Here is a 13,652-nt window from a genome sequence, read left to right as displayed (position 1 = left end):
GTGGCGTGCGCTGTGTCCCGTCCTCTCTCCGCGGTGCCCGCCCCCCCCCCCCCCCCGCGCGCGCCGGGGCCCCCCCCCCCCCCCCGGCGCCCCCCCCCCGGCCGCCCCCCCCACGCCGGGGGCCGTTCTCGTTGCACGGGGTGCTTCCGGCGGTCACAGAGTGGTTGAGACCACTTGTCGCGGTGGTGGTCCGCCCCTAACCTCACGCGTGTTGTGCAGCACGAAACGCCCGTTGCGTATGTTGCAACACTCGCTCGGAGGGGACCCGCCGTGAAGCTTCCTGCCCGCATCGCCGTACCCATCGCCCTGCTGACCCTCGCCGCCTGCGCCCCGCAGACCTCCGGCGGCACCGCCACGACCGACGACAAGAGCGGCACCCTGCGCGTCTGGCTCTTCCAGGAGGTCGACAACAAGCCCAAGGAGAAGGTCGTCGAGCAGGCCGTCGCCGCCTTCGAGCAGCGGCACGCGGGGACGAAGGTCGAGGTCGAGTACATCCCCGTCGACACCCGCGCCCAACGCGTCAAGGCCGCCTTCAACGACCCGAAGTCCGCGCCCGACCTCATCGAGTACGGCAACACCGACACCGCCGGCTACGTCAAGGACGGCGGACTCGCCGACGTCACCGCCGAGTTCGGCGCCTGGGCCGACGCCAAGGACACCGACCCCACCGCCCGCGCCTCCGTCACCGTCGACGGCAAGGTCTACGGCGCCCCGCTCTTCGTCGGCGTCCGCGCGCTCTACTACCGCACCGACGTCTTCAAGGAGCTCGGGCTCACCGCGCCCAAGAGCCAGGACGAGCTCATCGCCACCGCCAAGAAGGTCCGCAAGGCGAAGCCGGAGCTCTACGGGCTCGCCGTGGGCGGCGCCTACACCTACGGCGCCATGCCCTTCATCTGGGCCCACGGCGGCGAACTCGCCACCGTCGAGGGGACGTCGTACAAGGCGGCCGTCAACAGCGCGGCCGCCCGCAAGGGCATCGCCGCCTACACCTCCCTCTTCGGCGACGACAACTGCCCCGCCGCCAAGTGCGCCCAGATGGGCGGCAACGCGACCGTCACCGCCTTCGCCTCCGGCAAGGCCGCCATGGCCATCGGCGGCGACTTCAGCCACGCCGCCGTCGAGGCCGGGGCCGTCAAGGGCAAGTACGCCGTCGTCCCGCTGCCCGGCACCACCCCCGGCTCCATCGCCCCCGCCTTCGCCGGCGGCAACAACCTCGGCGTCCTCAGGAGCACCTCCCACCGCAGCCTCGCCGTCGACCTGATGAAGCAGCTCGCGGGCAAGGACACCCAGGGCCGGCTCTTCGACGCGATGGGCTTCCTGCCCACGTACACCGACGTCCGGCAGCAGGCGGCGCGCAAGCAGCCCTTCGTGAAGCCCTTCATCGACACCCTCGGCGCCGGTGCCAGGTTCGTCCCCGCCTCGCCCGGGTGGGGCCAGATCGACGCCTCGCTCGTGCTCCCGACGATGTTCCAGGAGGTCGTCAGCGGCCGGAAGGACGTGAACGCCGCCTCGGACGCCGCCGCCGGGAAGATGGACGCGGCCTTCGCGGCGGCACGCTGAGCCCGGGACGCCCACGATGACCACCACCGCATCCCCCCGCACGCCCACGGTGCCCGCGGAGGGACCCGCCGGAGCCGCCGGACCCGAGGCCCGGCGGGCCGCCGCCCGCCGCCGCTCCGGCTCCGCCTGGACCCCCTGGCTCTACCTGCTCCCCGCGCTCGCCGTCCTCGGCGCGCTCCTCGTCTACCCCATCTACCAACTCGGCCTGATCTCCTTCCTGGAGTACACCCAGGCCCAGGTCAGCGGCGGAAGGCCGACCTCCTTCAAGGGGCTCGGCAACTACAGCGCGCTCTTCTCGGACCCCCAGTTCTGGCAGGTCCTCCTCGCCACCGTCCTCTTCGCCGCCGCCTGCGTGCTGGTCACCCTCGCCGTCGGCTGCGCGCTCGCCGTGCTCCTCACCCGCGTCCGCGCCCTGCCCCGGCTCGCCCTCATGCTGGCCGCGCTCGGCGCCTGGGCCACGCCCGCCGTCACCGGCTCCACCGTCTGGGTCTTCCTCTTCGACCCCGACCACGGCCCGGTCAACCGGGTCCTCGGGCTCGGCGACTTCTCCTGGACCTACGGGCGCTACAGCGCGTTCGCCCTGGTCCTGACGGAAGTCGTCTGGTGTTCCTTCCCCTTCGTGATGGTCACCGTCTACGCGGGCATCAAGGCCGTCCCGGCCGAGGTCCTGGAGGCCGCCGCCCTCGACGGCGCCTCGCAGTGGCGCATCTGGCGCTCCGTCACGGCCCCCCTGCTCCGGCCGATCCTCGTCGTCGTCACGATCCAGTCGATCATCTGGGACTTCAAGGTCTTCACCCAGATCTACGTGATGACCGGAGGCGGCGGCATCGCCGGCCAGAACCTGGTCCTCAACGTGTACGCCTACCAGAAGGCGTTCGCCTCGTCCCAGTACAGCCTCGGCTCCGCCATCGGCGTCGTGATGCTGCTGATCCTGCTGGCGGTGACCCTGGTCTACCTCCGGCTGCTGCGCCGCCAGGGAGAAGAGCTGTGACCCCCACCGGATTCCGGATCCGCCGTCCCGGCCGCCTCGCCGCCGAGGCCGCCGCCCTCCTCGTCGCCGCCGCCGTGGCGTTCCCGCTCTACTGGATGGTCCTCTCCGCCCTGAAGCCGGCCGGCGAGATCCAGTCGACGACACCCCGGCCGTGGACCCTGTCCCCGTCCCTCGACTCCTTCCGGCGCGTCTTCGAACAGCAGGATTTCGGCCGCTACCTCCTCAACTCCCTGATCGTCGCGGGCTCGGTCGTGCTCGCCTCCGCCGTCATCGCCTTCCTCGCGGCGACCGCCGTCACCCGCTTCCGCTTCCGCTTCCGGACCACCCTGCTCGTGATGTTCCTCGTCGCGCAGATGGTCCCCGTCGAGGCCCTGACCATCCCGCTGTTCTTCCTCATGCGGGACTTCGGCCAGCTCAACACCCTCGGCTCGCTGATCCTGCCGCACATCGCCTTCTCGCTGCCCTTCGCGATCTGGATGCTGCGCGGCTTCGTCAAGGCCGTGCCGGAGGCGCTCGCGGAACAGGCCGCCATCGACGGGGCGAGCCGCACCCGCTTCCTCTGGCAGATCCTCTTCCCGCTCGTCTTCCCCGGCCTCGTCGCGACGAGCGTCTTCTCCTTCATCTCGACCTGGAACGACTTCCTCTTCGCCAAGTCCTTCCTCATCAGCGACACCTCGCAGTCCACCCTGCCGATGGCACTGCTCGTCTTCTTCAAGCCCGACGAGAACGACTGGGGAGGAATCATGGCCGGGTCGACCGTGATGACGGTCCCGGTGCTCGTCTTCTTCGTACTCGTACAGCGCCGCCTGGTCTCCGGACTGGGCGGTGCGGTGAAGGACTGACGCGATGACCCGTGACACCCCCGCACACGACCTGGTCCCCGCTCCCGTACGCGTCGCCGGACCGTACCGCTCCGGCTTCCCGCTGGACCGGGGGACCACCCTGAGCGCCGCCCCCGGCACCGAGACGACCGAGCGGTGGCTGCGCGCCGTACTCGGCGCCGCCTACGGGCTGCCGCTGCGCGACGCGGCGGACGAGGACGCGACGAACAGCATCCGGCTGCGCATCGACCCCGGCCTCGCCCCCGAGGCGTACCGGCTCCACGTCCTGAGCGACCACGTCGTCGAGATCGTCGGCGGGAGCCCGGCCGGGGTGTTCTGGGGCGCGCAGACCCTCCGGCAGCTGCTGGGCCCGGACGCCTTCCGCAGGGCGCCGGTCAGGGCGGGGTCGCAGACCCTCCTGGTGGCGCGGACCATCGAGGACGAGCCCCGCTTCCCCTGGCGCGGCCTCATGCTCGACGTCGCCCGGCACTTCATGCCCAAGGACGACGTGCTGCGGCAGCTCGACCTGATGGCCGCGCACAAGCTCAACGTGCTCCACCTGCACCTCACCGACGACCAGGGCTGGCGCATCGAGATCAAGCGCCACCCGCGGCTCACCGAGGTCGGCGCCTGGCGGGCGCGCACCAAGTGGGGGCACCGGGCGTCGCCGCTGTGGAACGAGACGCCGCACGGCGGCTTCTACACGCACGACGACATCCGCGAGATCGTCGCCTACGCCGCCGACCGGCACATCTCGGTCGTGCCCGAGATCGACGTCCCCGGCCACTCGCAGGCCGCGATCGCCGCGTACCCCGAACTCGGCAACACCGACGTCGTCGACACCACCGCCCTCTCCGTCTGGGACACCTGGGGGGTCAACCCGAACGTCCTCGCCCCGACGGAGGCCGTGCTGCGCTTCTACGAGGGCGTCTTCGAGGAGGTGCTCGACCTCTTCCCGGCGGAGACCTCGCCCTTCGTGCACATCGGCGGCGACGAGTGCCCCAAGGACCAGTGGAAGGCCTCGGCGACCGCCCAGGCCCGGATCGCGGAGCTCGGCGTCGGCGACGAGGACGGGCTGCAGTCCTGGTTCGTCCGGCACTTCGACCGCTGGCTCGCCGACCGCGGGCGGCGGCTCATCGGGTGGGACGAGATCCTGGAGGGCGGACTCGCCGAGGGCGCCGCCGTGTCGTCCTGGCGCGGCTACGCGGGCGGGGTCACCGCCGCCGAGGCCGGCCACGACGTGGTGATGTGCCCCGAGCAGCAGGTCTACCTGGACCACCGTCAGGCCGCCGGCGAGGACGAGCCGATGCCGATCGGCTACGTACGGACCCTGGCCGACGTGTACCGCTTCGAGCCCGTGCCGCCGGGACTCGCGCCCGAGGCCGCCGCCCACATCCTGGGAACGCAGGCCAACGTGTGGACGGAGGTCATGGAGAACCGGGCCCGCGTCGACTACCAGACCTACCCCCGCCTGGCCGCCTTCGCCGAGGTCGCCTGGTCCCGGCTGCCCGCCCCGGAGGAACGCGATCTCGCCGACTTCGAGCGCCGCATGACCACCCACTACGAGCGCCTCGACGCCCTCGGCGTGGACTACCGGCCGCCCGGCGGCCCGCACCCCTGGCAGCGCCGCCCCGGCGTCCGGGGCCGTCCCCTGGAGGGGGCACCCCCGAACGTGTGAGACCACCGGCCTCCCCGGTGTGAGGCAGCTATCCCTCCGGCCTCACCCAAGAGTGGCAAAACGGAAGTTACTGTCACTCGTGGGGCGGCCCGGCACGTCCTGGGCGTCACCGTCCTTCGCGGACCCTCGCGACGTACGGCGCGGAAGATGTGCCAGAGTTGCCACGTCCAGGCTGTGAGCACGTACGGTACGCCCACACAGGCGTGACAGCCGGGGACGGTCGGGGATCACCGGGACACCGGGAAGGGGCAGCGGGTTGACCACGCACGCACCACAGACGGCATCACAGGCGGCGCGGTCCGTGACGCTGCCCACCTCGCTGGACGAGGCCGTGGCGGCGCTCACGGCCATGCCGGCCGCCGTCCCCGTGGCCGGCGGCACCGACCTGATGGCCGCCGTCAACCGAGGTCAGCTGCGCCCCGCCGGCCTGGTCGGCCTGAGCCGGATCAACGAGATCCGCGGCTGGCAGTACCAGGACGGCCACGCCCTCCTCGGCGCCGGCCTCACCCACGCCCGGATGGGCCGCCCCGACTTCGCGGCCCTCATCCCCGCCCTGGCCGCCGCCTCGCGCGTCGCGGGACCGCCGCAGATCCGCAACGCCGGCACCCTCGGCGGCAACATCGTCTCCGCCGCGCCCACCGGGGACTCGCTGCCGGTGCTGGCCGCCCTGGAGGCCGAGCTCGTCGTCGTCGGCCCGCTCGGCACCCGCGAGCTGCCGGTCAGCCACCTGCTGGCCGGGCGCGACCTGCTGGCCCCCGGCGAGCTGGTCGCCTTCGTACGCGTCCCCCTCCTGCACGCCCCGCAGGTCTTCCTCAAGGCCACCGGCCGCACCGGCCCGGCCCGCGCCTCCGCCTCGGTCGCCGTCGTCCTCGACCCGGCACGTCGCGGGGTGCGCTGCGCGGTCGGCGCGATCGCGCCGATGCCGCTGCGGCCGCTGGAGGCCGAGCAGTGGATCGCCTCGCTGGTGGACTGGGACGCGGAGCGGGGACTGGCCCCGGAGGCGCTGGCGGCGTTCGGCGAGTACGTCGCCGCCGCGTGCATTCCGGACCCGCAGGGCGACGAGCAGTTGCCCCCGGCCGTACTGCACCTGCGGCGCACCGTCGCCGCGCTGGCCCGACGGGCACTGGGGAGGGCGCTGTCGTGAGCGACGCACACAAGGGTCAGGGCGGCTGGGAGCCGATCCCGCAGAGCGAGGGCTACGACGGCGACGCGACGGCGTTCGTGCAGCTGCCGCCCGAGTTCATGCTGGAGGGCACACCGCTGGAGGCCCCCGGCCACGGCTACGTGCCGCCGATGATCGTCCCGCTGACGCCGCTGTCGGCGGACCCGTCGGCCGCCGACCCGTCGGCGACGGGCACCTGGGCCGTGCAGCAGCCGATGACGGGCGGGAGCGCCCCGCAGGCCGCCGGCCACGAGACCTCCGGTCACGGGGCCTACTCCCAGGAGACGTCCGGCCACGAGGCCTTCACCCAGGAGACGTCCGGCCACGAGGCCTTCACCCAGGAGACGTCCGGTCACGGGGCCTACCCCCAGGAGACGTCCGGCCACGGGGCCTTCACCCAGGACCACTCGGCGCACGATCACACGGCGCACGGCCTCCCGGCCCACGACCTCCCGGCCCACGATCACGCCGTCCAGGATCACGCCGTCCAGGATCACTCAGTCCACGATCTCTCCGTCCAGGAGCAGACGGGGCAGTGGACCATCCCGACCGTCGAGGGCGACGCCGAGGCCCTGGAGGACTCGGGCGAGTACACGACCTCGCGGCTGGCGCAGTACGCGAGCAGCGCGCCCGCGACGCTGCCGGGCGGCGCCCCGGCGCCGTGGGCGGTGCCGGCGCCGGAGGCCGCCGGGGACTCCGCTCCGCAGCACCTGTCGGAGCCGGAGCAGGCGGCCGCGCCCGAGGGGGAGAGCGAGCCCGACCACACGGCCGTGCCCGATCACCCCGCCCCGGCCGACCACGCGGCCGACCCGGAGCCCGGGCCGGAGGGGTGGGAGCCCGAGACCGTCCCGTCCGCCCCGGCCGACCACGCCCCCGTCGACCACCTCGACCCGGCCGACCACGCTCCTGCCGACCATCTGGACCCGGTCGAGCACGCCCCCGTCGACCATCTGGACCCGGTCGAGCACGCCCCCGTCGACCCCTTCGAGGCGATCGACCACGCCGCCCTCGACGCGGTCGTCCCGGTTCCCGTCGACATGTCGATCGACAGCGACGAGCACCCCCACACCTCGTACACCCTCCGCGTGAACGGCGCCGACCGGCCCGTCACCGACTCCTGGATCGGCGAGTCGCTGCTCTACGTCCTGCGGGAGCGGCTCGGCCTCGCCGGAGCCAAGGACGGCTGCTCGCAGGGCGAGTGCGGCGCGTGCAACGTGCAGGTCGACGGCCGGCTCGTGGCCTCCTGCCTGGTGCCCGCGGCGACCGCCGCCGGGTGCGAGGTACGGACCGTCGAGGGCCTCGCCGTGAACGGCGAGCCGTCCGACGTGCAGCGGGCGCTGGCCAAGTGCGGGGTGCAGTGCGGCTTCTGCATCCCGGGCATGGCCATGACCGTGCACGACCTCCTGGAGGGCAACCACGCTCCGACCGAGCTGGAGACCCGCCAGGCGCTGTGCGGCAACCTGTGCCGCTGCTCCGGCTACCGGGGCGTCCTCGACGCCGTCAAGGAGGTCGTCGCCGGGCGCGAGGCCGAGGCCGGCGACGAGGCCCGCATCCCGCACCAGATCCCCCACCCGCACGACGGAGGCACGGCGTGACCAGCGACACGACGACCACGGAACCGGCGGACCTCGGTCCCGGCGCCGGTCCCGGCCTCGGTCTCGGCGTCTCGCTTCGGCAGGCCGACGCGCGGGCGAAGACCGAGGGCACCTTCCCGTACGCCTCCGACCTGTGGGCCGAGGGCCTGCTGTGGGCCGCGATCCTGCGCTCCCCGCACCCGCACGCCCGCATCGTGTCCATCGACACGACGGCCGCGGCCGAGATGCCGGGGGTACGGGCCGTGGTGACCCACGCCGACGTGCCCGGCGCCGCCACGTACGGCCGCCAGGTCGCCGACCGCCCGGTCTTCGCCTCCGACCTGGTCCGCCACCACGGCGAGGCCATCGCCGCCGTCGCCGCCGACCACCCGGACACGGCCCGCCTCGCGGCGGCCGCCATCGCGGTCGAGTACGAGATCCTCGACCCCGTCACCGACCCCGAGAAGGCCTTCGCCGCGGAGCCGCTGCACCCCGACGGCAACCTGATCAGGCACATCCCGCTGAGCTTCGGCGACCCGGAGGCCGCCGGCGAGATCGTGGTCGAAGGCCTGTACCGGGTGGGCCGCCAGGACACCGCCCCGGTGGGCGCGGAGGCCGCGCTGGCCGTGCCGCGCCCCGACGGCGGCGTCGAGCTCTACACCGCGTCGACCGACCCGCACACCGACCGCGACCTCGCCGCGGCCTGCTTCGGCCTGCCGCCCGAGCAGGTCAAGGTGGTCGTGACCGGTGTCCCCGGCGCGACCGGCGACCGCGAGGACCCGGGCTTCCAGATCCCGCTGGGCCTGCTCGCGCTGCGCACCGGATGCCCGGTCAAGCTCACCGCCACCCGCGAGGAGTCCTTCCTCGGCCACGCCCACCGCCACCCCACCCTGCTGCGCTACCGCCACCACGCGGACGCCGAGGGCCGGCTGGTGAAGGTGGAGGCACAGATCCTGCTGGACGCGGGCGCGTACGCCGACTCGTCGGCCGAGTCGCTCGCCGCCGCGGTGTCGTTCGCCTGCGGTCCGTACGTCGTCCCGCACGCCTTCGTCGAGGGCTGGGCCGTCCGGACGAACAACCCGCCGTCGGGGCACGTCCGCGGCGAGGGCGCGATGCAGGTGTGCGCGGCGTACGAGGCGCAGATGGACAAGCTCGCCGCCAAACTGGGCCTGGACGCGGCGGAACTGCGCATGCGCAACGTGCTGGCCACGGGCGACATCCTGCCGACCGGCCAGACCGTGACCTGCCCGGCGCCGGTGGCGGAACTCCTCGCGGCCGTACGGGACTTCCCGCTGCCGCAGCTGCCCATGGACGCCCCGGAGGAGGACTGGCTGCTGCCCGGCGGCCCGGACGGCGCGGGCGAGCCCGGCGCCGTCCGGCGCGGCGTCGGCTACGCGCTCGGCATGGTGCACATGCTGGGCGCCGAGGGCACCGACGAGGTCTCCACGGCGACCGTCCGGGTGCTGGACGGCGTGGCGACCGTCATCTGCGCGGCCGTCGACACCGGCTCCGGCTTCTCGACCCTGGCCCGCCAGATCGTCCAGGAGACCCTGGGCGTCGACGAGGTCCACGTGGCCCCCGTCGACACCGACCAGCCCCCGGCGGGCGCCGCCACCCACGGCCGGCACACCTGGGTCTCCGGCGGCGCGGTCGAGCGCGCGGCGAAGATGGTCCGCACCCAGCTGCTGCAGCCGCTGGCCCACAAGTTCGGCATGTCGACCGAGCTCCTCCAGATCAGCGACGGCAAGATCACCTCGTACGACGGCGTCCTGTCCACCACGGTCATGGAGGCCATGCAGGGCAAGGAACTCTGGGCCACCGCCCAGTGCCGCCCGCACCCCACCGAGCCCCTCGACGAATCCGGACAGGGCGACGCCTTCGTCGGCCTCGCCTTCTGCGCGATCCGCGCGGTGGTGGACGTCGACGTCGAACTGGGCGCGATCCGGGTCGTCGAGATGGCCGTCGCCCAGGACGTCGGCCGCATCCTCAACCCGGCCCAGCTCGCCACCCGCATCGAGGCGGGCGTCACCCAGGGCGTCGGCGCCGCCCTCACCGAGAACCTGCGCACCGCCCGCGGCCTGGTCCGCCACCCCGACCTGACCGGCTACGCCCTCCCGACCTCCCTGGACGCCCCCGACATCCGCATCGTGAAGCTCGTCGAGGAACGGGACGTCGTCGCCCCGTTCGGCGCCAAACCGGCCAGCGCGGTCCCCGTCGTCACCTCCCCCGCCGCGGTCGCCTCCGCGGTCCGCGCCGCCACCGGCCGCCCCGTCAACCGCCTCCCGATCCGGCCGCAGGCGGCGGTGGTGACGGGCTGAGGGGCGGTTCCGCACCCTTGCGGAGAACCCGGCGCGTGTGGCCAAGTCGTAACAGCGAAAGGGCTGTTGGGCGTGCAACCGGGTGATGCGCGTTGTCCGTCGTCCTGACTACAGTGACGTACGGACTTCGGCTCGGCTCGTCGGTTCACGGGGGAGGAGCACCAGGCGTGGAAGCTTATGTGGACGGTGCGGGGGGCGCCTACGCCATGCGTGGCATGAGCAGGGAGGCGCTGCTCTACAACTCCGAGTCCATGATGGAGTTCAAGAAGGGCGTCGACGAGATGATCGTCGACCTCCTGGCCTCCCCGGCGGCTCCCAAGACCATGGGATCCGACCAGGTGGCCCGCAGCCAGTTCGGCGGGGGCGGCGCCGCCTGGATCGAGGCGAACGAGATCTTCTCGTCGTACAAGGACGTGCTCGCGGAGCTGACGAGGCTTTCCGGGCTCCTGTCCGACTGCCTGGAGGGCATGGGCATCGCCGTCGGCATCTCCAAGAACGGCATGGAGGAGACCGACGCGGACATCCGGAGCAAGATGCTGGCCATCAGCCGGCGCACGACGGATGCCAAGTCCGAGGCCGACAAGAAGGCCGGCTACGACACGACGCCCTCCGGCAAGCCGGAGGGGACGGACACCACTGTGCCGCAGCCGCCGCCGGTTTCCGCCGGCGGGCCGAAGCCCACCGAGACGGCCGGCGGCGACGCCGACCTCGGCTGACGGGCGCAGGGGCTCGGGGACACGGGGACACGGGGAAGGGGTGACTCTCGATGGAGCAGAACGACAACAGCGGGGGCGGCAGCGGGACAGACTTCCGCTCCATGCCGCACCAGCAGATGATCGACTGGCTGGACGAGGCCAGCAGCTTCTACGTGCGCGACGCGAGCGACCGCCTGACGCGGGCCGCGAAGAAGATGCGGGAGATCGCGGACGAACTGAAGAAGCGGCCCGGCGGCGTCCAGTGGGAGGGAGCGGCCGAGACGGCGTTCCTGGAGTGGACGACCAGCCTGGCCAGCACCACCCACAGCCTCGCCGACTACAGCACCCACTCGGCGACCTGGCTCACCCAGGCCGCCGACGCGATCGCCGCCGCCCAGAGCGCCATCCCGCGCTACACCTCGGTCGCCCAGGCCAAGGAGAACCTGGAGGCGGCGCGGAAGTACCACAATGACCCCGACTCCCAGACGATCGCGCGCAACGCACGCTCCCAGATGGCGCCGGAGGGCGCCGACGCGGCCGCGATCAAGGCGAAGGAAGAGGCCAACAGGCAGGCGGCCGCCGCGGAGATGGAGCGGCTCTCGGGCACGTACCAGTGGTCGAGCCTGCAGATGAAGAGCTTTCAGATGCCGTCGTTCCAGCCGCCGCCGGAGGCGTTCGTGCCGAAGGGCGCCGATGCCCGGGACGACTCCTCCTTCATCGGATCCACGACCCGGAGCGAGAGCCGGTCCACGGGAACGGACACCGGCACGACCACGGGGCACACGCAGTCGGAGACCCGGTCGCTGCCCGACGCCAACGTTGTGCCGCCGACGCGTGACACCGGCGGGCCCACCCAGGTCGTCCGGCCCGACCTGCCCGCCGATCTGGGCATCGACAGCGTGAACACGCTGCCTCCGCCCACGACCGGCACGCCGCCGACCACCGGCACGCCTCCCACCACCGGTCAGCCGCCGAGCACCACGGTGACGCCGCCGTTCATCGCCCCGCCGGGGCCGGTGAACCTGCCGCCCACGACGGGCAGGACGGGCCCGCTCCCCGGTCCGCCGGTCAGCGGCACCACGAAGACGCCTCCGCTCCCGGGCATGCGGGGCGGCCCCGGTCCGACCGCCCCGCTGCCGGGGATGCCCCGCGAGGGCATCACCGGCGGTCGGCCCGTGCCGAACACCCCCGGCCGCACCCCCACCGGACTTCCGCGCAGCACGGTGATCGGAAGTGAGCCGGCCTCCGGGCGCACCGGCACCGCTCCCGGCCGCGGCCCCATGGGCGGTCCCGGCATGGGCGGTCCCGGCGGTGGCCAGAGCGGTATCAGCGGCGGGCGTCGCCTCGCCTCCGAGCCGGGCGGTGTGGTCGGCGGGCGGGCCCAGCGGCCCGGCACGCCGAACGCCAGGCCGTTCACGCCCGGCGGTTCGGGGCTCGTACGCGAGGGCGGGCAGGGCGCCGTTCCCCTGGGCCGAGGCGGTTCCGTACCGGCCGCCGAACGCGAGGAGGAGCGGGGCGAGCGCCCCGACTACCTTGTCGAGGACGAAGAGACCTGGCAGCAGGGCGGCCGCCGCGTGGCGCCGCCCGTCATCGACTGATCGGCGCGAGGAAGCAGATGCGTACCAGCGGTATTCGACGGAGCCGGGCCAGGAACATCGCCTCGGCCGGCCTGGGCATGCTGCTGGTGGGCATCGCTTCCGTTCCCGCGCACGCGGAGTCGATCCGTGCCCAGCAGTGGCAGCTGGACATCATGCATGCGGAAGAGATCTGGCAGATCAGCAAGGGGGAGGGCGTCACGGTCGCCGTGATCGACTCCGGCGTCGACAGGGACAATCCCGACCTCAGGGGCCAAGTCCTCGAAGGGAAGGACTTCGCGACGGATCGACCGGGTGACGAGTTCACCGACTACACGGGGCATGGGACCGGCATGGCCGGCCTCATCGCAGGAACCGGGAGGCGCGAGGGCGGGAACGGAGCCTTCGGGCTGGCGCCGGGCGCCCGGATCCTGCCGATCCGGGTCACCGGGCTCGACGCAGGCGAGCTCAGCCAGCAGGACGGCGACGAGCAGTTCAACCGCAACGTGCCGCCGGCGATCCGGTTCGCCGCCGACTCCGGGGCGAAGGTCGTCAACATCTCCCTGGGCGTCGGCACGGGTTCGCAGGAACTCGCGGAAGCGGTGAAGTACGCGCACGACAAGGGAGCGCTGGTCTTCGCCGCGGTGGGCAACAGCGGCGACAAACTGAACAAGCCGGAGTACCCCGCCGCGACCCCCGGAGTCGTCGGCGTCGGCGCCATCGACCGGAAGCTGACCCGGGTCAAGAACTCGCAGTACGGCCCCCAGGTCGATCTCGTGGCCCCCGGCAAGGACACCGTGCACGCCTGTGGCGGCGGAACCGGTCTGTGCAAGTCGACCGGCACCAGTGACGCCACCGCCCTGGCCTCCGCCGCTGCTGCGCTCGTCTGGGCCGAGCACCCCGACTGGACCAACAACCAGGTCCTCAAGGTCATGCTCAACACCGTCGCCGCGCCCGATGACGGGGGCGGCCGCAACGACTACATCGGCTACGGCGCCATCCGGCCCCTGCGCGCCCTGAAGACCCCCGGCGATCCCGGTCCCGCCGGGGTGCGCCCCCTTCCGGACCTGCCGGCGGCGACAAGCGCCTCGCCCTCGACCGCACCGATCACGACGAGCCCCGCGCCCGCGGCCCCACAGGCGGACGAGGCCGCGGACGGGAGCGGGACCGGGCTGTGGATCGGGCTCGGCATCGGGGCGGCCGTGCTGCTCGGGGCGGCCGTCGCGGTGCCGGTGCTGCGCTCGCGGCGCGGCTGATCCGGTCCGGGGAGCGCGGTCGG

Annotated in this window: 10 protein-coding genes; all 10 read left to right on the top strand. The window is 73.2% G+C overall.

Features of this window, described 5'->3' with window-relative positions; translation table 11 throughout:
- Nucleotides 1-270 precede the first annotated feature (270 nt).
- The 10 genes from ACIRQF_RS34610 to mycP all read left to right on the top strand — a co-directional run bounded on the left by ACIRQF_RS34610 (nt 271) and on the right by mycP (nt 13,629).
- Nucleotides 271-1,560, top strand: coding sequence for an extracellular solute-binding protein (locus tag ACIRQF_RS34610; RefSeq protein ID WP_404098543.1), 1,290 nt, complete (start codon nt 271-273; stop codon nt 1,558-1,560).
- Nucleotides 1,561-1,576: 16 nt separating this feature from the next.
- Entirely contained in the window at nt 1,577-2,551 is a 975-nt protein-coding gene (locus ACIRQF_RS34605) for a carbohydrate ABC transporter permease (protein ID WP_404098540.1), read from the top strand.
- Entirely contained in the window at nt 2,548-3,393 is an 846-nt protein-coding gene (locus ACIRQF_RS34600) for a carbohydrate ABC transporter permease (RefSeq protein WP_382486008.1), read from the top strand. The genes ACIRQF_RS34605 and ACIRQF_RS34600 overlap by 4 nt, the downstream gene beginning before the upstream one ends.
- A 4-nt stretch (nt 3,394-3,397) precedes the next feature.
- A complete protein-coding gene (locus ACIRQF_RS34595; protein ID WP_404098537.1) occupies nt 3,398-5,050 on the top strand; it encodes a beta-N-acetylhexosaminidase in 1,653 nt (550 codons plus the stop codon).
- Between the two features lie 301 nt (nt 5,051-5,351).
- Nucleotides 5,352-6,194, top strand: coding sequence for an FAD binding domain-containing protein (locus ACIRQF_RS34590; RefSeq protein ID WP_376638284.1), 843 nt, complete (start codon nt 5,352-5,354; stop codon nt 6,192-6,194).
- Nucleotides 6,191-7,807: a 2Fe-2S iron-sulfur cluster-binding protein gene (locus ACIRQF_RS34585; protein WP_404098534.1), complete on the top strand. Its 1,617-nt coding sequence runs from the start codon at nt 6,191-6,193 to the stop codon at nt 7,805-7,807. Before ACIRQF_RS34590 ends, ACIRQF_RS34585 begins: the two co-directional genes overlap by 4 nt.
- Nucleotides 7,804-10,104 (top strand): molybdopterin cofactor-binding domain-containing protein, encoded by a 2,301-nt coding sequence (locus tag ACIRQF_RS34580; protein WP_404098531.1) that lies wholly within the window; start codon nt 7,804-7,806, stop codon nt 10,102-10,104. The genes ACIRQF_RS34585 and ACIRQF_RS34580 overlap by 4 nt, the downstream gene beginning before the upstream one ends.
- A 167-nt stretch (nt 10,105-10,271) precedes the next feature.
- Complete coding sequence (locus ACIRQF_RS34575) at nt 10,272-10,820, top strand: hypothetical protein (protein WP_376638281.1); 549 nt, start codon at nt 10,272-10,274, stop codon at nt 10,818-10,820.
- Nucleotides 10,821-10,870: 50 nt separating this feature from the next.
- Nucleotides 10,871-12,397: a WXG100 family type VII secretion target gene (locus ACIRQF_RS34570; protein WP_404098528.1), complete on the top strand. Its 1,527-nt coding sequence runs from the start codon at nt 10,871-10,873 to the stop codon at nt 12,395-12,397.
- Between the two features lie 17 nt (nt 12,398-12,414).
- Nucleotides 12,415-13,629 carry a type VII secretion-associated serine protease mycosin gene (gene mycP, locus ACIRQF_RS34565; RefSeq protein WP_404098526.1) on the top strand — a complete coding sequence of 405 codons (1,215 nt, stop codon included), beginning with the start codon at nt 12,415-12,417 and terminating at the stop codon, nt 13,627-13,629.
- Nucleotides 13,630-13,652: the final 23 nt, after the last annotated feature.

Source organism: Streptomyces sp. NPDC101191, assembly GCF_044767915.1.
Taxonomy (GTDB): Bacteria; Actinomycetota; Actinomycetes; order Streptomycetales; family Streptomycetaceae; genus Streptomyces.
The sequence above is the reverse complement of the archived record's forward strand: the minus strand, read 5'-3'. Positions and strand labels throughout refer to the sequence as shown.